The following is an 18,938-nucleotide window of genomic DNA, read 5'->3' as shown; positions in this document are numbered from 1 at the left end:
CGGTAAAACAGTACGAACGGCCCAACGGGGACGGATCGGGTCGTACCGCCCCGCCCCCGGGAACCGGACGGTTCAGGGCAGCAGGATGGTCCGGAGCCGTCCGACATCGGCCATCCGCCGCTCGGCGAGCCGGTCCGCGGCCTCGGCCGGCGGTACCCCGTCGGCGTCGGCGAGCTGGAGGATCTCCCGGGTGGTGTCGTAGATCCGGGTGGCCCGCAGCTTGGCCCGCTCGAAGTTGAAGCCGTCGATCTCGTCGGCAACCTGGATCACCCCGCCGGCGTTGACCACGTAGTCCGGGGCGTAGAGGATGCCCCGCTCGGCGAGGAGCTTCTCGATGCCCGGGTGGGCGAGCTGGTTGTTCGCCGCCCCGGCGACCACCTTCGCCCGCAGCGCCGGCACCGTGTCGTCGTTCAGGGCACCGCCCAGCGCGCAGGGCGCGTACACGTCGATGTCGGCCGTGACCAGCGCGGAGGCGTTCGGGACCAGCTCGACCTGGGGGTAGGTTTGCCGGGCCCACTCGCAGGCCCGGGGGTTGACGTCGGTGGCCACCACCCGTGCGCCGTCGTCGATCAGGTGGCCGGTGAGGTGTCGGCCGACCTTGCCCAGACCGGCCACGCCGACGGTGCGTCCGGCGAGCGTCGGGGTGCCCCAGACGTGCTCGGCGGCGGCCCGCATGCCCTGGAAGACGCCCCAGGCGGTGAGGACGGACGAGTCGCCCGCCCCGCCGTGCTCGACGCTGCGGCCGGTGACGAAGCGGGTCTCCCGGGCGATCACGTCCATGTCCGCCACGTAGGTGCCCACGTCGCAGGCGGTGTAGTAGCGGCCGTGCAGCGACTCCACGAAGCGGCCGTAGGCGCGCAGCAGCGCCTCGCTCTTGAGCTTCTCCGGGTCGCCCCAGATGACCGCCTTGCCACCGCCGAGGTCCAGCCCGGCCAGCGCGTTCTTGTAGGCCATGCCGCGCGACAGGTCGAGTACGTCGGCGAGGGCCTCGGCCTCACTGGCGTACGGGTAGAAGCGCGTCCCGCCGAGTGCGGGGCCCAGCGCGGTGGAGTGGATCGCGATGATCGCCCTCAGCCCGGTCTGCTTGTCCTGGCAGAAGACGACCTGTTCGTGTCCGGACGAGCCGGGGTCGTCGCTGCTCGCGAATACGCCCATGACTGCTCCTGGTCTCGGTGTGTGTCCTTGTGGGACAGGAACCTGGCGGTGGCCGGCGGGATGGTGCCGGCGCTGCCGAGCCTAGTCCTCGATCGTCTCCGTAGCGCCTCCCGCGGCCGACGCGGATCAGGGACGTCAGCGCGGTCCGACCGGGCTCTCGTGGGAGGATCGCGCCGTGCCGTCGCTCTTCGCTTCATATCTGCGTGTGTACGAACCGCTGACCGCCTTCGACCGGGAGCGTCAGGCGTACTGGCGCCGGTACGCGCGCCAGGGGCGGGCGGTGACCCCGCAGGAGGGGCCGGTCCGGCAGCGGACGGCCGTGATCGAGGCGCTCGGCGCGGGCTGGACCCGCCTGCCCGACCTGCCGGACGAGGCGTACGTGCTGGAGGCCGGCGAGGCGATGCTGGTCTGCCCGTGGAACCTGCGGGTCCGGGTGGCCGAGGCGGCGCTGAGCGCGCGGGAGGGCGTGCCGGCGGTGCTCGCCGACGCGTTCGTCCCACCGGTGCTGGCCGGTCAGGCGAAGGCCGTGGTGGAGGACTGGCGCAGCGGTGCCCGGGTGCTGGAGCACGGGGTGCCCCGGCTGCACGAGCAGATCTCCACCTGGGGCGTGCCGCTGCGCTGGTTCGTCCTCGTCGACCCCGAGGAGCGGGAGTTCGGCGTCGAGCCGGGGCGTCGGGTGCTGCGCTACCGGACGGAGATGTCCAAGGCCCGTCGGCGGTCCTCGCGGGCCCTGTCGGTGCTGCGCAAGTCGGTGGGGGAGGTCCCGATCACGCAGGCGGTCGAGGAGGCCGCCCGCTGGCTGGAGGAGTTCCATCCCCGGTCGATGGTGGAACTGGACTACGGCGGCCTGGTGGACCTGCTTCCCGAGGAGACTCTCCGGGCCGACGACTCGCCGGCCCTGGTGGCGACGGGGCTGGCCGGGCTGGCCCGGGGCGAGGCCGAGGAGGCTTCGGCGGCGTACGACAAGCTGGTCGCCCGGTGGCGGGCGGTGCAGCTACTGGAACGGTGCAACTAGCCCAAAGACTCCCAAAAGAGGACCACAATGAGAGCCGAGTTCGTAATTGGCGCATCACGAACCGTGATCATGAGTCCGAATAAGGTAGTTTCTGGGGCATAAAAGTCGTATAAATCGGGCATGGTTCATCCGTCCGTCTAGGGACCTTCGGCCGTTCGGCCCATGTCGGACATCGGGGACTAGCCGGACCATGGGAGACGCGTCGGCCGGCGGGACCCCGGCCGGTGTCTATACACGTGGAGGAGTGACCGATGGCATCGCGAACGCACGAACCAGAGCCGCTGCTCACACCGGCCGAGGTGGCGTCGATGTTCCGTGTCGACCCGAAGACCGTGACCCGGTGGGCGAAGGCGGGCAAGCTCAGTGCGATCCGCACCTTGGGCGGGCACCGTCGTTACCGCGAGTCGGAGGTACGCGCTCTGCTCCAGGGCCAGATCCCCCAGCAACGCCAGGGGGACTGACCCGGACGGCACAGGAGACGTTCGGATCAGGGGCGGCGGACGAGAGTCCGCCGCCCCTGATCATGTCCGGGACCGGTGTCCGCCGCCGGCCCGGCGCTCAGTCCAGGGTCACCCGTACGCCCACCGTGCCCTGCTCGCCCCGGCGCAGCCGGCTGCCGAGCAGGGTCAGCCGGCCCAGCAGCCGGTACTTCTGCTTGAGCAGGCTCCGGATGCGCCGGGTCTCGGCCGGGCCGCAGAGGGTCGCGTGCCCGCTGGTCGCCGGTCCGTGGGGACGCCCCCGGACGTCGCACGGCGCCACGGTCACCGCCGGATCCCGCCGGATCCGCTTGACCTTGCCGGAGTCGGCGACCGTCCAGATGGACAGGGCCTCCCCGTCGCGCACCGCCCAGACCGGGGTGGGCACCCCACGACCGTCCCGTCGGAACGTGGTGAGCAGGACGTATTTCTCCGCTGCCAGGTCGTCGAGATCAGTCACGCCGCCACGATACGGCGGACCGGCCCGGCCGGTACGGCGGATAGCGTGCAGCCTATGAGTGGCGAACCACGGATCGGTGACGTCTTCGGCGCGATGCTCACGGACGCGTACGCGGTGGAGACGGGAACCGGGACCCGGCCGCTGGCCGGTGGGCGGCTGCCCCGCCCGGTCATCGAGATCATCGAGCGGGACGACGGGCTGATCAACGGCGCGCCGTCCGCGCACTACTTCGCCGGCCCTGCGGACTGGCAGCCGTACGACCACCGGGCGGTGAGCCGGGTCCGGGGCGCCACGCTGGACGTCGGCGTCGGCGCGGGCCGGATCGCGCTGCTCCTCCAGGATCGGGGCATCCCGGTCACCGGCCTGGACACCTCGGCCGGGGCGCTCGCCGTCTGCCGCCGACGCGGTGTCCGGGAGCTGGTGCACGGCACGGTCGACGCGCACGTGGCCGACGGGCGGCGGTACGACACCTTCCTCCTGCTCGGTAACAACCTCGGGCTGCTGGAGGGGGTGGAACGGGGCCGGGCGCTCCTGGCCTCGCTGGCGGCGATGGCCCGACCGGGCGCCCAGGTGATCGCGCAGGGCACCGATCCGTACGGCACCCGGGACCCGGTGCACACCGGCTACCACGAGCGGAACCGGCGGCAGGGGCGGCTCGGCGGTCAGTTGCGGCTACGGCTGCGCTACCGGGAACTCGGTACCGACTGGTTCGACTACCTGGTCTGTTCCGCCGGGGAACTCGGCACCCTGGTCGAGGGCACGCCCTGGCGGCTGGTCGAGGTCGACGACGCCGACGCCCCGTACTACCTGGCTCTCCTCCAGCTCGCCGGCTGAGGCGGCGGCAAGGTCCCCTCCGCACCGGGAAGCGGTGCGGAGGGGACCTCTGCCTGTACGTCAGACCTGGACGGTCGGGGGGAGCTGCCGGGGCGGCAGGCCGCCGTCGCCGTCGACGACCTCGTCCGGGGTGCCGTCCTCGTCGATGTCGACCATCGTGATGTCGACCTTGCCGTCGTGGTCGGTGTCGAACTGGAAGAGATCGGCGCGACCGTCCCCGTCCGTGTCGATCACCCAGACGTCGGTCCGCCCGTCGTTGTTGGTGTCCGCTCGGAGCAGTTCCACCCGCTGGTCACCCCGGGTCTCGACGGTCTCCGACGGTTGTCCGGTCGCCTCGTTCATCGAACGTCCTTCCCTTGGTTGACGGCCGCAGTACCCGGTTTCCGCCGCCCCCACGCATGCCGGGCGGAACGCGGCTGCATAGGGTCGGCACATGAACGATCGTTTCGTCGTCGTCGGGGCCGGCACCATGGGGCTGGGCATCGCGTACGTGGCGGCCGGGGCGGGGCACGCCGTCGAGCTGGTGGAGGTGGATCCGGACCGGGCCGCCGAGGCCCCGGTGCGGCTGGCGTCGCTCTGGGAGCGGGCCGTCCAGCGCGGGAAACTCGGCGCCGACGAGGCGGCGGCGAACCAGGAGCGGCTGGTGGTGCGCACCTCGCTCGCCGAGGTGGCCGCCGGCCCCGGGGTGCTCGTGGAGGCCGTACCGGAGCGGCTGGAGCTGAAGCGGGCGGTGCTCGCCGAAGCGGCGGCACTGCGGCCGGCGCTGCTGGGCAGCAACACCTCCAGCATCTCCATCGGCGAGCTGGCGGCCGGCCTGGACCGGCCGGAGCGCTTCGTGGGGTTGCACTTCTTCAACCCGGTCTGGGCGATGGCGCTGCTGGAGGTCGTGGTCGGCCCGGCCACCTCCGCGGAGACCACCGACGCGGCCGTCGCGCTCGCCCGCCGGCTGGGCAAGGACCCCGTCGTGGTACGCGACCTGCCCGGCTTCGCCACCTCCCGGCTCGGGGTGGCCCTGGGGCTGGAGGCGATCCGGATGGTCGCCGACGGCGTGGCCAGCCCCGCCGACATCGACAAGGCGATGGTGCTCGGCTACCGGCACCCGGTGGGGCCGCTGGAGCTGACCGACATCGTCGGGCTCGACGTGCGACTGGACATCGCCCGTACCCTCCGCGCCGCGTACGGGGACCGCTTCGCGCCGCCGCCGCTGCTGGAGGAGATGGTCGCCCAGGGCCGGCTCGGGAAGAAGTCCGGTCAGGGCTTCTACCGCTGGCAGGACGGGGTGCGGCAGTGAACGACCGAACCACGGTCGCGGAGGGTGGGACGGGCGTGGTGAGCATGCTGGCGAGCCGCGCGGTCGCGAAGGGAGGACCGGCACGATGAGTCTGCGGATAGAGGAGCTGCCGGACCGGCTGGTGGTGACGCTGGACCGGCCCGAGAAGCGCAACGCCATCGACGCGGACCTGATCGGCCGGCTGCACGAGGTCTGCGCCGAGTTGGAGGCCCGGCCCCGGCTGCTGCTGCTCACCGGCGGAACGGACGGCATCTTCGCCGGTGGCGCCGACATCGGCCAGCTCCGTGAGCGGGGGCGGCTGGACGCGCTCGCCGCGATCAACTCGGCGGCCTTCGCCCGGATCCGGGCCCTGCCGATGCCGACCGTGGCGGCCGTGGACGGGCCGGCGCTGGGCGGCGGCGCGGAGCTGGCGTACGCCTGTGACCTGAGGGTGTGTACGGCACGGGCGGTGTTCGGCCAGCCGGAGGTGCGGCTGGGGATCCTGGCCGGCGCGGGGGCGACCCACCGGTTGCCGGCACTGGTCGGCGAGGCGCGGGCCAAGGAGCTGCTCTTCACCGGCCGTCGGGTGGACGCCGAGGAGGCCCTGCGGATCGGGTTGGTCAACCGGGTGGTGGCGGAGCCGGACGGGCTGCTGGCCGACGCGCACGAGCTGCTCGACGAGATGGCGAAGGGCTCGGCGCTGGCGCTGCGGCTGACCAAGCTGGCGGTCGACGCGCCGGCTGCGGCCCACCCGCATCTGGACCTGGTCAGTCAGGCGGTGCTCTTCGAGGACGACGAGAAGTACCGGCGGATGACCGACTTCCTGGAGCGGCGGCGACCGCGGTAGCCGTGGAGGTGGGGGCGGACACCCGCCCCCACCGTCGTCACTGCTGGATCCGGACGCCCGCCTCGTCGAGGGCGACGATCACCGCTGCCGACTCGGCGTAGCCGATGAGCAGGACGGCGTCCGCGCCGAACTTCTTGATCTCCCGGGCACCCGCGCTGAAGTCCACCGGCGGGGCGTCGGCGTCCGCCGGGGGCTCGTAGGTGAGCAGCTTGACCTTGTCGCCGCCGAGACCGGCCCGCTCCAGCTCGGTACGGACGTAGCCCTGGAGGCCCTCGCCGTAGGAGTCCTTCCGGGCGACCAGGGCGACCTTGCGCGGCCCGTCGCGCAGGATCACGTCGGCGAGTGCCCGCCCCTGGAGGCTGTCCGGCGGGGCGGTGCGGAAGTACAGGCCGTTGTCCTCGATCGTGGTCAGGCTGGCGTCGGTGTTCGCGGGGGAGAACATCACCAGCCCGGCCGCCACCACGTCCGGCAGCACCGCCTTGGAGACGCCGGACGCGCCCGCGCCGATGATGACGTGCACGTTCTTCCGGACGTGCGAGGCCAGCGTCGCCTTGGCGACGGCCGGGTTGGTGCCGTCGTCGCCCGGGATCCAGACCATCGGTTCGCCGAGCACGCCACCCGCGGCGTTGATCTCCTTCAGCGCCAGCGCGGCTGCGGCGGCCTGCGGCGGGTAGGCCAGCGAGAGCGCCCCGGTACGCGGCATCAGGCCGCCCAGGGTCAGCGGTGCGCCGGCGTCCCCGCTGGGCTTGCGCGCCTTCGGCGGGGCCTTGGTGCTCGCCTGGGAGTCGTCACCGGCCCCGACGAACTCGGTCTTGGCGTCGTTGAGCTTCTGGTCGTCGAAGTGCAGCGTTCCGTAGCTGGCGGTGGCCGGCTCACCGGCCTCGGTGAACCCGGCCCGGGTCAGCGAGACGCCCCGGTACTCGATGTCCTGCCCGGCTCGGGCGAGCTTCAGGCAGCCGACCGCGTTCTCGCAGCGCTGGCCCTCGTTGGTCACGCCGATGATCTGCTTGGCGATGGCGGTGGGAGCCGTGGTGCCAGCGAGCTGGGCGGCGAGTGCGGTGATCATCACCGCGTCGTACGTCTCGGCGGCGTAGAGGTAGTCCCGCAGGTCCGGGTCGACGGCGCGGAGCCGCGACTTGAAGTCCTCCGGCAACGGGGTCATCGGGGTCGTGCCCTTCATCCCGTCGACGAGGTGGGCACGATCCTTCAGCTCACGGGGGAACGTGTTGAGCATGTTGCCGTCGTTGCCGTAGAGCCGCACCTGCTGACTCTCGTTCTGGGCTTCCTCGGGCTGCTCCGTCCCGCAGGCGCCGGTGGAGAGCAGGAGCGCCACGCAGGCCGCCAGCGTGGCGACTCGCGAGCCGCGTGATACGCGCATGATCGTCGTTCCCCTCAGGCGAAGGTTCGCTGCGCACATTAGCGTGCGTTCCCGATCGGCGGGACCGTGAGGGCGGATCGACGTGAAGGTCGACGGCGGCGACTACCTAAAGTGGTCGACCGGTCGGCGCTGAGTGGTGATCACTTGACGCAGTCCCGTACTCTTCGCCGCGTGACCGACTTGCCCCAACAGACGCGTGACGACGCGGCCGCCGTCCTGCACTCCGCCCTCGCCGGGGACGGCGACGCCGTGGTGGGAACCTTCGACGCCGTGGTCGACCGGTCCGGGGTGGCCGGGGCGTACGGGGTCGCCTGGTGTCTCGCCGCCACAATGGTCGGGGACGACGTGCCTGCCGGAACCGCCGCCCTCGACTTCCCCGGCATCGACCAGGCCAACTACGACACCCGCTGGGTGGCCCGCTTCCTCAGCGCGTACGCCAACCGCGACCCGGAGACCGGCGAGGCGCTCTTCGGTGCCGCGATCGCCGACGGGCTGCTCCCCGACTGCCTGCTCACCCTGGCCGGTTCGGCGGTGGCCACCCTCTACGGGCCGAAGAGCCCGTCCGCCGCTCAGTAGGCGTGGTAGGCCACCAGCGGTTCGTACTGGTAGTAGCTGTTCGAGAAGCGGACCTTGAAGTTGACCCCGTCCCGGACGTTGGTGGCGATCGTCGTCCAGCCGGAGTTGGCCGGTAGGTACGTCCAGTAGTTGCAGTTGCTGGTCTGGTCGATGAAGATCACGCAGGCCTGGGTACTGAAGGCGCTGGCGTTGCGGACGTTGATGTCGAGGCACCGGCTGCTGGTCCGGTACGGGCCGGCCTGCCCGCCCCAGCCGCCGGTCTGGAAGTAGGACCGGCTCGTGGTGCCGTAACAGGTCGACTGGCTGCCGAGGTTGGTGACGGAGGTGCCCTGCGTGCCGGCGACGACGGCCTGGGCGGGCGCGGCGACGGCCAGCAGCGCGACCGTGGTCGCGGTGGTCAGCAGGGGAGCGACCGGGAGTTTCATGGGCTTCTCCAACCGTGGACTGACCGCTGACGGTCGATCCTTCACGAACCGTGCCGATGGTACTGATCAATGTCGTGGTCCGCTGTCCCCGCTGGCCACCCGAGATGCCCGGTCCGCCCGCCCCGCCGTCGGTTGACGCGCTCCGGTCCGCCCGCCCGTGGCCCGGTCCGCCCGTGGTGCCGTCCGGTGCGGTCGGTACACCTGCCGGAGGGTGTGGTAGCTGTGGTGCCATGTCCGACGCCATGCTCAGCAAGGTGCGCAAGCTGCTCGCCAAGGCGGAGGATCCGGCCTGCACCCCCGCCGAGTCGGCCGCCCTGACCGCCAAGGCGACCGAGTTGATCGCCCGTTACGGGGTGGACCGGGCGCTGCTCGCCGCCCGGGACCCGGCCACCGACCCGGTGGGCGACCGGGTGGTGGACGTGGTCGCTCCGTACGCCCGGGACAAGGCCGGTCTGCTCGCGGCGGTGGCCGACCCGCTCCGGTGCCGCTGCGTGCGGCGACGCGACGGCAGCGGCTTCACCATGCACCTGTTCGGGTTCACCAGCGACCTGGAGCGGGTCGACCTGCTCTTCACGTCGCTGCTGGTGCAGGCCGCGCACGGGCTGGCCGGTACGGCGGTGCCGCCCGACGCGCACCCGGCCGCCTTCCGCCGTTCCTGGCTGGCCGGATTCGCGCAGGTCGTCGGGGAGCGGTTGCGGGTGGCCGAGGCGGCGGCGGTGGAGGGCGCCGAGGCGGGCGGGCCCTCGGTGGCGCTGGTGCTCGTCGACCGGTCGGAGCGGGTGCGACGGCGGCTCGACGAGGTGTACCCCCGGCTGCGTACCGCCGCGCCCCGGCGGTTGGCCGGCACCGGTTACTCCGTCGGTGCGGACGCGGGTCGTCGGGCCGACCTGGGTGGACGGACCGTCGGCGGGCCGTCCCGTCCCGCGCTCGGGGACCGCTGAGCCGAGCCTCAGGCCGAGTGCGGGCGGCGGCGGACGGAGTGGAGGTAGCGGGTGAGCATGTCCTGCCACCCCTCGGTCATCGCCTGCCGGTAGCCCTCGGCGGCGGTGCCGTGCCGGTCGAACTTCCGGTGCTCGACGGTGACCCGGGTCAGTCCCGGCCCGTCGGCCTCGACGACCACCTCGACCTCGCTGGCCCGGGACGGGTCCGGCACGGGCACCCGGTCCGGGCCGATCTGCCAGACGAACACCAGCCGGTGAGGTGGCTCCCAGGTGAGGACCCGGCCCCAGTCGGAACGGAAGCCGTGCGGGCCGATCTCGTAGAGCATGCCGCCGGGGCGGGGCTCGATGCCCAGGTCGGCGAGGAAGTCCGGCCCCGACCAGGTGTACTCGGCGACCCACCAACTGGTCAGGTGGGTGAAGGCGGTGAACGCCTCCTCCGGGGAGGCGGGGACGAGAAGAGTGCTGCGAAGGGAGAAACGGTCGACGTCCTGGTGGACGGCGTCCGGCTCGGCGATCTCCTGCCCCATAGGCCCGGACCCTACCGGCTGGTGCCGGGACGTGCAGCGACCTTTGTCCCTGGGACAGCGCGGAGCGACCTCGCGAAATCCGGATAAACAGCATCAGAAATCGTCGCTCCACGCTGTCCCGAAGGTGATCACCGCCGTCGATCACAAGTGCGTAAACCACCGCCCGGAGGGCGCGGCCCGTCCGGCGGGACGGGAACTCCACGGGTGTCTCCCGCCCGGTGGAGGCCCGGCGGTCGGTCCACCGTCGGGGCACTCTCTAGTACATTGGTACATGTACGTTAGTACCAGTACCAGCGGAGGGGCACACCGGTGGCATATCTCTTCCTCCTCGGCGCGATTCTGGCCGAGGTGCTCGGCACGAGCCTGTTGAAGGCGACGCACGGCTTCACCCGGCTGTGGCCCACCCTCGGGTTGCTGACCGCCTACGTCACGGCGTTCCTGCTGCTCGCGCAGGCGGTGAAGACCATCCCGGTCGGGATCGCCTACGCGATGTGGTCGGGGCTCGGCACCACCGCGATCGTCGCCATCGGGGCGGCCTTCCTCGGTGAACCGCTCAGCCTGACCAAGGTCCTCGGCGTCGGGCTGGTTGTCGCCGGTGTGGTCATCCTCAACCTGGGCGGTGCGCACTGAGCGCCGGAGGAATCCGCCGACCCGCCCGTGCCCGCGATCCGGAGGGCCGTCGTCGCGCGTTGACCGCCGCGGTCGTCGAGGTGATCGCGGAGGTCGGGATCGGCCGTACCACCCACCGGGCGGTGGCCGCCCGTGCCGGGGTGCCCCTCGGCGCGACCACCTACTACTTTCCCACCCTGGCCGACCTGGTCGCCGCCGGGCTGGCCCGGGCCGGCGCGGATCTCGACGCCGAGCTGGTGCGGTGGGCCGACCACCTGGGCGACGGCCTCGACCTGCCGGCTCGGCTCACCCGCCTGACCTGCGAGTATCTCGCGAACCGGAGCCGGGCGCTCACCGAGTTCGAGCTGTACCTCGCCGCCGCCCGGAGCCCGGAGCTACGTCCCCTCGCCCGGTCCTGGCGGGACCAGGTCCGCCGGCTCCTGACCCCGATGGTCGGTGACCGGGCCGCCGTCGCGGTCGCCGCCCTCCTGGACGGCGTCGCGGTGCAGAGCATCGCCACCGGCGAGCCGGTCGACCCGGCGGCCGTCGAGTCGGCGATCACCGCGCTGGTGTCGGGCGGGCCGCTCAGGTGACGGTGGGACTGCGGCGCTCGATCAGCGTGACGTCCCGCCAGCGGCCATGGTGGCGACCGATGCGCTGACGGGTGCCGACGGTACGGAAGCCGCAGGCCGCGTGCAGGGTGAGGCTGGCGGTGTTCTCCGGGAACACGCCGGACTGGATGGTCCAGATCCCGCCCTGCTCGGTCGAGGCGATCAGGGCGCGGAGCAGAGCCCGGCCGACGCCCCGACCCCGTGCGTCGGGGTGGACGTAGACGGAGTGCTCGACCACCCCGGCGTAGACGCACCGGTCGGACACCGCCGAGCAGGCGACCCAGCCCAGCACGGTGTCGTCCCGGTCGACGGCTACCCACCGGTGCTGCGGCATCCGGCTGGCGGTGAAGCTCTCCCAGCTGGGCGGCTCGGTCTCGAAGGTCGCGTTCCCGGTGGCGATGCCGAGGCGGTAGACCTCCAGGACCGCCCGGCGGTGCCGGTCGCCCATGGCCGTGACCGTGACGTCCCCGGTGGGGCGGGGCGGGGGTGCGGCGGTCACGCGAGGGCCCTGGCGGGGATGTCCAGCAGTGCGCCGAGTTGGCGGAACGCCTCAGGCCGCACCCGGTACCACACCCAGGTGCCGCGTCGGTCGGCGTCGACCAGCCCCGCCTCGCGGAGCACCCTGAGGTGGTGGGAGATGGTCGGCCCGGACAGCTCGAAGGCGGGGGTCAGGTCGCAGACGCAGATCTCGGGCACCGAGGCGATCATCGACATCAGCCGCAGCCGGACCGGGTCGCCCAGGGCCTTGAACATCGGCGCGACGGTTTCCGCCTCGTCGGCGTCGAGCGGGCGGGCAGCGAGCGGCGGGCAGCAGGCGACCGCGTGCAGATCCACCCCCGGCGGCGCTTGTTTCGACATCTGGCTAGGTTGACAGATGTCGAAACAGGGTGCAACGGTTGGGCTGCTTCGAAAAGCATCTAGGCAAGGCGCGGCGATGGTCGGCTGCCCGTACCACCGCCGTGCGTGAGCGCGCCCACGTCGCCGGGTCGGCCCGGCGCGTCCACCCGACCGGCCCAGGAGGAGAACCATGTCCCGCGTCCAACTCGCCCTGCGCGTCTCCGACCTCGAAGGCTCCATCGCCTTCTACTCCCGACTGTTCGACACCGAACCGGCCAAGCGCCGACCCGGCTACGCCAACTTCGCCATCGAGAACCCGCCGTTGAAGCTCGTGCTGCTCGAAGGCGGAGCCGACCAGCCGACCGCCCTGGACCACCTGGGTGTGGAGGTCTTCAGCACCGACGAGGTCGACGCGGCGACCCGGCGTCTCACCGACGCCGGCCTCGTCACCCTGGAGGAGAACAGCACGGAATGCTGCTACGCCCTCCAGGACAAGGTCTGGGTACGCGGGCCCGGCAACGAGCCGTGGGAGGTCTACACCGTCAGGGCCGACTCGCCCCGGGGAGAGAAGGCCATCCCGGACGCCTGCTGCACCCCGCCCACCGAGCGGGAACCGGCCCCCGGCGGTGCCGCCGGGAACTGCTGCTGACCGTCGTCGCACGCCCGCCCCCGGCCGGAGGCGACGGCCGGCCGGACGACGACTCAGCCGGCCGGACTGTCGGCCACCGTCACGGGGCCACGATCAGCGGCTCTTATTGCCGATGAGTGGCAACTGCGAAAAGATGGCAGATGGTGAACGGGTAGGTCACCCACCACGGGGGGTGGACGCCTCCGCGCCGCGATGATCCTGCGGAGGCGTTTCCCCCGGACCCGTCCCGGGCCGGCGCTCCCGGCGTGCCGGGCCTGCTCACTCTCCGCGCGGGGCGTACATGATGACCGCGACACCGACGAGGCAGATGGCCGCGCCGACGAGGTCGTAGCGGTCGGGGCGGAACTTGTCGACGACCATGCCCCAGGCGAGGGAGCCGGCCACGAAGATGCCGCCGTAGGCGGCCAGGATTCGGCCGAAGTTCGGATCGGGCTGGAAGGTGGCGACGAAGCCGTAGAACCCGAGCGCGATGACTCCCGCCGCTATCCACAGCAGGCCCCGGTTCTCCCGCCACCCCTGCCACACCAGCCAGGCGCCGCCGATCTCGGCGAGCGCGGCGAGCAGGAACAACAGGATCGACCGGGCAACCATCATGCGTCGGACCCTAGCGACACACCTCGTACCGAGGGCTGGTCGTCGCACCGCCTTCGACGTGGCCGGGCTGCCAAAAGCAAGATCCCCACCGACGTTTCCGCAGGTGGGGACCTCTGTAGCCCGGCGAAAGGCTATGTGGCCAGGGGCGGGGTCGAACCGCCGACCTTCCGATTTTCAGTCGGACGCTCGTACCAACTGAGCTACCTGGCCGTACCCGGGTGACTTTACCCCCCGGACGCAGAACGCCGCGCGGTGAGACGCGGCGTCAGCGTTGGCGGTCCTGACGGGACTTGAACCCGCGACCTCCGCCTTGACAGGGCGGCGAGCACTCCAACTGCTCCACAGGACCTAGCTCGTACTGCCTCCGGCTGGGCCGGATCGTGCCCCCAACGGGATTCGAACCCGTGCTACCGCCTTGAAAGGGCGGCGTCCTGGGCCGCTAGACGATGAGGGCGGCCCCGCCATCATTGCACACTCGCAACTTCTAGCGGACTTGCTCCCATCCGGCCCCGCCGGAGGCCTGCAAAGCATACGTGATGAGCCGCCGGCCAACAAAATCGGTATCGGCCCGACCGGAGTTCCCGCCGGAACCGCAGGTCAACGGGATTCAGCGCAGCTTGGCCACGCCGTACCGCCGCTTGCTCTCCGCGATCACCCCGGCGCAGGCGGCCACCGTGGCGGCCCGGTTTCCGCCCCCGTCGTGCAGCAGCACCACCGAGCCGGGGCGGAGCGCGTCCCGGACCCGCGCCACGATCGTCGCGGCCGGCGGCTTCGCCCAGTCCCTCGGGTCGACGTTCCAGTGCAGCGGGGTCATGCCGAGTTCCCGGGCCACCGCCACCACCTCGGGCGTCCACCGGCCGCCCGGCTGGCGGTAGAAGGGGACCTTCGCGCCGGGCACCGCCGCCCGGATCGCCCGGGTGGTGCGGTCCAGATCGGTGTGGATCTCGGACCGGGGACGCCCGCCCAGGTCCACGTCGTGCCGCCAACTGTGGTTGCAGAGCTGGTGCCCCTCACGCACGATCTGGGCCACCAGGCCGGGATGTTTGCGGACCCGGGTGCCGACCACGCAGAAGGTGGCGGTGACCCGGTGCCGACGCAACTGTTCCAGCACCTTCGGCGTCCAGACCGGGTCCGGACCGTCGTCGAAGGTGAGCGCCACCCCCCGGGTGCCGGTGCTCCGGCGCAGCCCTGCCGGCAGGGCGGTACGGGTCGGCTTCGGGGCGGCCTTCGAGGTGGACGGCGTGGGAGCCGGTGTGTCGGACGGCGCCGGAGTCCCGGGCGGTTCGGCGGACGGCGTCGCCGCCGGGTGGGAGAAGACCGGGGCGGTCGGGCCGTCGGTGCGGACCCCGGTCTCCCCACCGCAGCCGGAGAGGAGAACCAGCAGGGCGGCACCGGTCGCGGCCAGGGCGCGTGGCGTCATCGTCGTCGCTCCCGAGAGGGGGTCGGGGTCACGGAGGCCCCGACGTTACGCCCCGCTCCGTGCCGGTGACACCCCCGGTCAGCCGGGCGGTGACCCGTCCAACGAGTCCCGTACCGCGAGGGCCAGCGAGACCGCCTCGGCCAGCGACACCGGCCGGACCACCCCGGCGGGGAGGGTGTCGTCCCACCAGCCGGGGCCGGCGGCGAGCACCAGCAGGGGCCGGTTGGGGACCGCGAGCACTGCGGTGAGCTGGGCCGGGTTGGCGGTCGTCCGGAGGTGCGACCAGAGCACCACGGCGGCCGGGGCGGTCCGGGTCACCGCGGCCACCAGCGACGCCACCGGGACCCGCGCGCCGAGCATGCGGCAGCCGACGCCCGCCTCGGCGAGCGCGGCGGCGAGCGCCTCCAGGGGCAGGGTGTGCTGTTCGTCGTTGGTGCAGGAGAGCAGGATGCGGGGCAGGCCGCCGGTCGGGTTGGCCCGGGTGACCACCGCGAACGCCTCCGTCACGCAGCGCGAGAAGAGGTGCTCGACCTCGATCAGCGCGGCGGTCGCGGCGTGCCGCTCGCCGATGCCGGTGAGCACCGGCCGCAGCAGTTTTTCCCAGGTGGCGACGACCCCCCCGGTGGCGATCGACTCCTCGATCGTCCGGCCGACGCTGACCGAATCCAGCCGCATCGCGGCACGGGCCAGCCCTCGGGCGACCGGACCGGCCCGGCCGACCGGGATGGTCGCCCCGCCGCCGTCGCGCGCGGCAGTGGCGTCCCGGCCTGCCGTCGGCGGGACGTCGACCGGGGACTGCCGGGCCCAGCGGGCCGCCTCCGCCGGGGTGACCCCCTCGGCGGTGAGCCGGCGCATGACCTCCAGCCGGGCCAGGTCGGCCGGGGTGTAACGGCGGTGGTGGCCGGGGACGTGCTCGCCCGGCCCGAGTCCGTAGCGCTGGTGCCAGGTCCGCAGCGTGGTCACCGCGACCCCGAGCCGCCGCGCGACGGCTCCCGCGCTCAGCGCCTCATCGGCCACCCGACCGCTCCGACGCGTCGTCCGCCGGCGTACCGGACGGAGGTCCGGCCCGGTCGGGTCCGGACCCGCTGGGACGCAGCAGGCGGTTCACCACCCCGCCGAGCCACGGTGCGTACAGGCGGGGGTCGTCGTCGAGTTCCGCCTCCAGGTCGAGCGGGTCGACCCAGCGCAGCTCGGCGACCTCGGCGGTGTCCGGCCGGAGTACGAGGTCGGCGGGCACCTCGGCGCGCAGCACGTGGTCGTACTCGAACTCGACCCGACCGGTGGCCGGGTCCTCGGCGTAGTAGACGTAGACGCCGACCTCGGTCAGCTCGACCGGGCCGGTGCCGAGCTCCTCGCCGAGCCGCCTGTTGGCGGCCTCGGCCGGCGACTCGCCCGGAGCCGGGTGGCCGCAGCAGGAGTTCGCCCAGCGCAGCGGGAAGCGGGTCTTCGCGGCGGCCCGCCGTTGCAGCAGCACCCGGCCGGCCGGATCGACCAGCAGCACCGAGAAGGCCCGGTGCAGCCGCCCCGGCGGCTGGTGCGCCTCGGCCACGGTGGTCCTGCCGACGGCGGTTCCGTCGTCGTGGACCAGTTCGACCAGGTGGGCCTCACGGGAGGTCACGGGAGGCACCTTTCGGTGATGCGGCGGGCGGCGAGCTTGCCGGAGATCAGCACCATCGGCACTCCGACGCCCGGTTGGGTGCCTGATCCTACAAAAACGACGTTGGACAGTGTGCGGTGCAGGTTCGACGGCCGGAACGGGCCGGTCTGGAAGAGGCTGTGTGCTGCGGCGAAGGGCGTGCCGGCGGCCATGCCCTGCGCGGCCCACTCGGCGGGGGTGACCACCTCGCGCACCTCGACACCGTCGGCGAAGCCCACGTAGCCCCGCCCCTCCAGGGTCGCCATCAGCTCGTCGGCGTAGCGGCGGGACAGACCGCCCCGCCAGTCGAAGGGCGCCCGGTCGAGGTTCGGCACCGGGGCGAGCACGTAGTAGGTGTGCCGGCCGGCGGGGGCGACGGAGGGGTCGGTGCGGCTCGGGTTGGTGACCAGCAGGGACGGGTCGGTCATCAGCTCGCCCCGCCGGATCACCTCGTCGAAGGTGCCCTTCCAGGCCCGACCGAAGTGGATGTTGTGGTGCGCGATCCTCGAGTAACCCTGCGTCGAGCCGACGTGCAGCACCACGCAGGAGGGCGAGTAGGTGAGCCGGCGCTGACGGGCCGGGGGGAGCAGGTCGCGGTACGCCACCGGGAGGTCCGGGTTGAGCACCACCACGTCGGCCGGGACCCGCTCACCGTCGCTGGTCAGCACGCCGGTGGCCCGGCCCCCGGCGGTCTCCACCCGCTCGACCGTGGTGCCGTAGCGGATCTGGACGCCGTGCTTCTCGGCCGCGCCGGCCAGGCCCCGGGAGACCGCGTGCATGCCGCCACGGGGGAAGTACACCCCGGCCACCGAGTCGAGGTACGCGATGACCGCGTAGATGGCCAGCGCGTCGTGCGGGGCGAGGCCGGCGTACATCGCCTGGAAGGAGAAGATCCGCTGGGTACGGGGATCCCGGAAGAACTGGTTGATCTTCGTCTGGAGTCGGCGGAACGCCCCGCCGGCCAGCAGTTTCAGCAGGTTGCCGGTGAGCAGGTCGGTCGGCGCGTCGAGGTTGCGGTCGATGAAGTCGGCCCGCTCCAGCCGCCACAGCTCGCGGGCGTAGTCGACGAAGCGCAGGTACCCGTCGGCCTCCCGGGGCCCGCAGACCCGCGAGATCTCCGCCGCCATCCGGGCGGTGTCGGTGATCACGTCCAGCGTCGAGCCGTCCGGGTAGTACGCCCGGTACGCCGGGTCGAGCGGGGTCAGTTCCATCCAGTCGGACAGTTCCTCGCCGACCGCGCCGAGCGCCTCGGCGATCAGCTCGGGCATGGTGAGCACCGTCGGGCCGGTGTCGAACTCGTACCCCCCGACGCCGAGCCGGCCGGCCCGCCCGCCGGGCACCGGCTCACGTTCCAGCACGGTCACCTGCCGGCCGCTGCCCGCCAGGTGCAGGGCGCAGGCCAGCCCGCCAAGCCCCGCGCCGACCACCACGACCCGGTCGGTACGTCCGTCAACGGTCCGCACGCGGACCCCCTCCCTGGGTAAGAAGACTGCCTGTCACGCCCACCGGTGGGTGCTGGTGGCGGCGAGCCCGGTGAGCGCGGACCGCGCCGTCTCGTCGAGGTCGACGAGGTCGAGCGCGGCCAGCGCCTCGGCCACCCGCTCGGAGATCATCTGTTCCACCCGCCCCACCGCGCCGGTCGCCGCGACCAGCCCGGCCAGCTCGGCGACGTCGTCGGCGTCCAGATCGGTGCCGACCCGGTCGAGACGGGCGCGCCGGGCCGGGCCGGCGAGTTGCCGGGCGAGCATGAGCAGCACCGTCGGTTTGCCGCTGCGCAGGTCGTCCCCGGCCGGCTTGCCGGTGAGATCGGGATCGCCGTAGACGCCGAGCAGGTCGTCGCGGAGCTGGAACGCCTCGCCGACCGCCAGTCCGTACCGGGTGTACGCGGCGACCAGCGGCGCGTCCGCACCGATGCCGCCGAGGGCGGCCCCGTACAGCATCGGGTGCTGCACGGTGTAGCTGGCGGTCTTGTAGCGGGCGACGCGCAGCGCCCGCTCCAGCGACCAGTTCGTCGGGTCGTTCTCGCCGAGCACGTCGAGATACTGCCCGGCGATCGTCTCCACCCGCATCTGGTCGTAGCAGCGCCGGGTCTCCAACAGCCGGGCCGGCGGGAGCGCGGCGCGGGAGAGCAGGCGGTCCGCCCAGACCAGGCAGAGGTCGCCGACCAGCACGGCCGCCGCCTCGCCGAAGCGGTCGGGGTCGCCCCGGTGCCCGGCCGACCGGTGCCGGGCGGCCAGTGCGCGGTGCGCGGTCGGCAGGCCCCGGCGGGTGTCCGACGCGTCCATCACGTCGTCGTGGACCAGGGCGAAGGTGTGCAGCAGCTCCAACGCGGAGAGCGCGGGGAGCACCGGGGAGAGAGCGGCCTCGGGGCCGGCCACGCCGCGCCAGCCCCAGTAGGCGAACGTCGGGCGGACCCGTTTGCCCCCGGCCAGGACGTGATCACGGGCCGTGGTGGCGAAGTCGCCCATTGCCGCGTCGATTTCGGCGAGTGCGTCGATCTCCCCGGTCAGGAACGCGGCGAGGCTCTCCTCCACGGCCGTGACCAGGTCTCTCGTGCAGGCGGCGAGAACCGCAGTGACCGGATCGTCGTCCCCGGTCGGCCGGATCGTCGCCGTACGGGCTGCGTTGCCGGCTACTGCGTCGTTGGCCATGTGGGCGAGCGTACCCTAGGGTTACGA

Annotated in this window: 24 protein-coding genes and 3 tRNA genes; 10 read left to right on the top strand and 17 right to left on the bottom strand. The window is 72.7% G+C overall.

Translation table 11 applies throughout. From position 1 onward, the window contains the following. Positions 1–72: 72 nt before the first annotated feature. Positions 73–1,155, bottom strand: a complete 1,083-nt coding sequence (locus tag AB0F58_RS04620; RefSeq protein WP_357137820.1) for a Glu/Leu/Phe/Val dehydrogenase — start codon at positions 1,153–1,155, stop codon at positions 73–75. 175 nt (positions 1,156–1,330) lie between these two features. On the opposite strand from AB0F58_RS04620, the gene AB0F58_RS04615 reads away from it, so the two are divergent. Continuing rightward, entirely contained in the window at positions 1,331–2,170 is an 840-nt protein-coding gene (locus AB0F58_RS04615; RefSeq protein ID WP_357137817.1) for a hypothetical protein, read from the top strand. A gap of 251 nt (positions 2,171–2,421) precedes the next feature. Further along, entirely contained in the window at positions 2,422–2,631 is a 210-nt protein-coding gene (locus tag AB0F58_RS04610; RefSeq protein ID WP_007073996.1) for a BldC family transcriptional regulator, read from the top strand. Positions 2,632–2,728: 97 nt separating this feature from the next. Here AB0F58_RS04610 and AB0F58_RS04605 read toward each other — a convergent pair whose 3' ends face one another. Further along, positions 2,729–3,106, bottom strand: a complete 378-nt coding sequence (locus AB0F58_RS04605; protein ID WP_357137815.1) for a PPOX class F420-dependent oxidoreductase — start codon at positions 3,104–3,106, stop codon at positions 2,729–2,731. 54 nt (positions 3,107–3,160) lie between these two features. Here AB0F58_RS04605 and AB0F58_RS04600 point away from each other — a divergent pair, with 54 nt between their 5' ends. Then, a complete protein-coding gene (locus AB0F58_RS04600) occupies positions 3,161–3,940 on the top strand; it encodes a class I SAM-dependent methyltransferase (RefSeq protein ID WP_357137812.1) in 780 nt (259 codons plus the stop codon). A gap of 60 nt (positions 3,941–4,000) precedes the next feature. On the opposite strand, the gene AB0F58_RS04595 is transcribed toward AB0F58_RS04600, so the two are convergent. Next, positions 4,001–4,282 carry a hypothetical protein gene (locus tag AB0F58_RS04595; protein ID WP_357137809.1) on the bottom strand — a complete coding sequence of 94 codons (282 nt, stop codon included), beginning with the start codon at positions 4,280–4,282 and terminating at the stop codon, positions 4,001–4,003. Positions 4,283–4,373: 91 nt separating this feature from the next. Between AB0F58_RS04595 and AB0F58_RS04590 the strand changes: the two genes are divergently transcribed. Both AB0F58_RS04590 and AB0F58_RS04585 read left to right on the top strand, forming a co-directional pair. After that, positions 4,374–5,231 (top strand): 3-hydroxyacyl-CoA dehydrogenase family protein, encoded by an 858-nt coding sequence (locus tag AB0F58_RS04590; protein WP_357137806.1) that lies wholly within the window; start codon positions 4,374–4,376, stop codon positions 5,229–5,231. A gap of 85 nt (positions 5,232–5,316) precedes the next feature. Further along, a complete protein-coding gene (locus tag AB0F58_RS04585) occupies positions 5,317–6,057 on the top strand; it encodes an enoyl-CoA hydratase/isomerase family protein (protein ID WP_357137803.1) in 741 nt (246 codons plus the stop codon). A 37-nt stretch (positions 6,058–6,094) separates the two neighbouring features. Here AB0F58_RS04585 and AB0F58_RS04580 read toward each other — a convergent pair whose 3' ends face one another. Then, the gene (locus tag AB0F58_RS04580) at positions 6,095–7,435 is read right to left on the bottom strand and encodes an ABC transporter substrate-binding protein (RefSeq protein ID WP_357137800.1); all 1,341 of its coding nucleotides are present in this window, start codon (positions 7,433–7,435) and stop codon (positions 6,095–6,097) included. Between the two features lie 171 nt (positions 7,436–7,606). Between AB0F58_RS04580 and AB0F58_RS04575 the strand changes: the two genes are divergently transcribed. After that, entirely contained in the window at positions 7,607–8,011 is a 405-nt protein-coding gene (locus AB0F58_RS04575) for a hypothetical protein (RefSeq protein WP_357137798.1), read from the top strand. Here AB0F58_RS04575 and AB0F58_RS04570 read toward each other — a convergent pair. Beyond that, positions 8,005–8,436 carry a hypothetical protein gene (locus AB0F58_RS04570; RefSeq protein WP_357137797.1) on the bottom strand — a complete coding sequence of 144 codons (432 nt, stop codon included), beginning with the start codon at positions 8,434–8,436 and terminating at the stop codon, positions 8,005–8,007. The genes AB0F58_RS04575 and AB0F58_RS04570 overlap by 7 nt on opposite strands. Positions 8,437–8,666: 230 nt before the next feature. On the opposite strand from AB0F58_RS04570, the gene AB0F58_RS04565 reads away from it, so the two are divergent. Next, positions 8,667–9,377 carry a DUF2786 domain-containing protein gene (locus tag AB0F58_RS04565; protein WP_357137793.1) on the top strand — a complete coding sequence of 237 codons (711 nt, stop codon included), beginning with the start codon at positions 8,667–8,669 and terminating at the stop codon, positions 9,375–9,377. Between the two features lie 8 nt (positions 9,378–9,385). On the opposite strand, the gene AB0F58_RS04560 is transcribed toward AB0F58_RS04565, so the two are convergent. Beyond that, positions 9,386–9,904 carry an SRPBCC family protein gene (locus AB0F58_RS04560; protein ID WP_357137790.1) on the bottom strand — a complete coding sequence of 173 codons (519 nt, stop codon included), beginning with the start codon at positions 9,902–9,904 and terminating at the stop codon, positions 9,386–9,388. Between the two features lie 309 nt (positions 9,905–10,213). Between AB0F58_RS04560 and AB0F58_RS04555 the strand changes: the two genes are divergently transcribed. Next, positions 10,214–10,534, top strand: a complete 321-nt coding sequence (locus tag AB0F58_RS04555; RefSeq protein WP_357137787.1) for a multidrug efflux SMR transporter — start codon at positions 10,214–10,216, stop codon at positions 10,532–10,534. A 59-nt stretch (positions 10,535–10,593) separates the two neighbouring features. Then, a complete protein-coding gene (locus tag AB0F58_RS04550) occupies positions 10,594–11,106 on the top strand; it encodes a TetR family transcriptional regulator (protein ID WP_357137784.1) in 513 nt (170 codons plus the stop codon). On the opposite strand, the gene AB0F58_RS04545 is transcribed toward AB0F58_RS04550, so the two are convergent. Together AB0F58_RS04545 and AB0F58_RS04540 are read right to left on the bottom strand one after the other, a co-directional pair. Then, positions 11,099–11,572 carry an N-acetyltransferase family protein gene (locus tag AB0F58_RS04545; protein WP_357138707.1) on the bottom strand — a complete coding sequence of 158 codons (474 nt, stop codon included), beginning with the start codon at positions 11,570–11,572 and terminating at the stop codon, positions 11,099–11,101. The genes AB0F58_RS04550 and AB0F58_RS04545 overlap by 8 nt on opposite strands. Before the next feature lie 47 nt (positions 11,573–11,619). After that, positions 11,620–11,982 carry a metalloregulator ArsR/SmtB family transcription factor gene (locus AB0F58_RS04540; RefSeq protein WP_357137781.1) on the bottom strand — a complete coding sequence of 121 codons (363 nt, stop codon included), beginning with the start codon at positions 11,980–11,982 and terminating at the stop codon, positions 11,620–11,622. Between the two features lie 169 nt (positions 11,983–12,151). On the opposite strand from AB0F58_RS04540, the gene AB0F58_RS04535 reads away from it, so the two are divergent. Beyond that, positions 12,152–12,610, top strand: coding sequence for an ArsI/CadI family heavy metal resistance metalloenzyme (locus tag AB0F58_RS04535; protein WP_357137778.1), 459 nt, complete (start codon positions 12,152–12,154; stop codon positions 12,608–12,610). A 258-nt stretch (positions 12,611–12,868) separates the two neighbouring features. On the opposite strand, the gene AB0F58_RS04530 is transcribed toward AB0F58_RS04535, so the two are convergent. From AB0F58_RS04530 to AB0F58_RS04490, 9 genes are all read right to left on the bottom strand, one after another. Next, a complete protein-coding gene (locus tag AB0F58_RS04530; protein WP_357137775.1) occupies positions 12,869–13,204 on the bottom strand; it encodes a YnfA family protein in 336 nt (111 codons plus the stop codon). Between the two features lie 136 nt (positions 13,205–13,340). Further along, positions 13,341–13,414, bottom strand: a tRNA-Phe gene (locus AB0F58_RS04525). Positions 13,415–13,476: 62 nt separating this feature from the next. Continuing rightward, positions 13,477–13,553 (bottom strand) — tRNA-Asp (locus tag AB0F58_RS04520). A 32-nt stretch (positions 13,554–13,585) separates the two neighbouring features. Further along, positions 13,586–13,658, bottom strand: a tRNA-Glu gene (locus tag AB0F58_RS04515). A gap of 153 nt (positions 13,659–13,811) precedes the next feature. Further along, a complete protein-coding gene (locus AB0F58_RS04510) occupies positions 13,812–14,624 on the bottom strand; it encodes a polysaccharide deacetylase family protein (protein ID WP_357137773.1) in 813 nt (270 codons plus the stop codon). A gap of 78 nt (positions 14,625–14,702) precedes the next feature. Further along, entirely contained in the window at positions 14,703–15,641 is a 939-nt protein-coding gene (locus AB0F58_RS04505) for a MerR family transcriptional regulator (protein ID WP_357137770.1), read from the bottom strand. After that, the gene (idi, locus tag AB0F58_RS04500) at positions 15,631–16,242 is read right to left on the bottom strand and encodes an isopentenyl-diphosphate Delta-isomerase (protein ID WP_357137768.1); all 612 of its coding nucleotides are present in this window, start codon (positions 16,240–16,242) and stop codon (positions 15,631–15,633) included. The genes AB0F58_RS04505 and idi overlap by 11 nt, the downstream gene beginning before the upstream one ends. After that, positions 16,239–17,723 (bottom strand): phytoene desaturase family protein, encoded by a 1,485-nt coding sequence (crtI, locus tag AB0F58_RS04495; protein WP_357137766.1) that lies wholly within the window; start codon positions 17,721–17,723, stop codon positions 16,239–16,241. Before crtI ends, idi begins: the two co-directional genes overlap by 4 nt. A gap of 33 nt (positions 17,724–17,756) precedes the next feature. Next, positions 17,757–18,911, bottom strand: coding sequence for a polyprenyl synthetase family protein (locus tag AB0F58_RS04490; protein WP_357137763.1), 1,155 nt, complete (start codon positions 18,909–18,911; stop codon positions 17,757–17,759). Positions 18,912–18,938: the final 27 nt, after the last annotated feature.

The organism is Micromonospora sp. NPDC023956 (genome assembly GCF_040639195.1).
GTDB lineage: Bacteria > Actinomycetota > Actinomycetes > Mycobacteriales > Micromonosporaceae > Micromonospora.
This window is presented reverse-complemented; position numbering and strand designations above follow the sequence as displayed.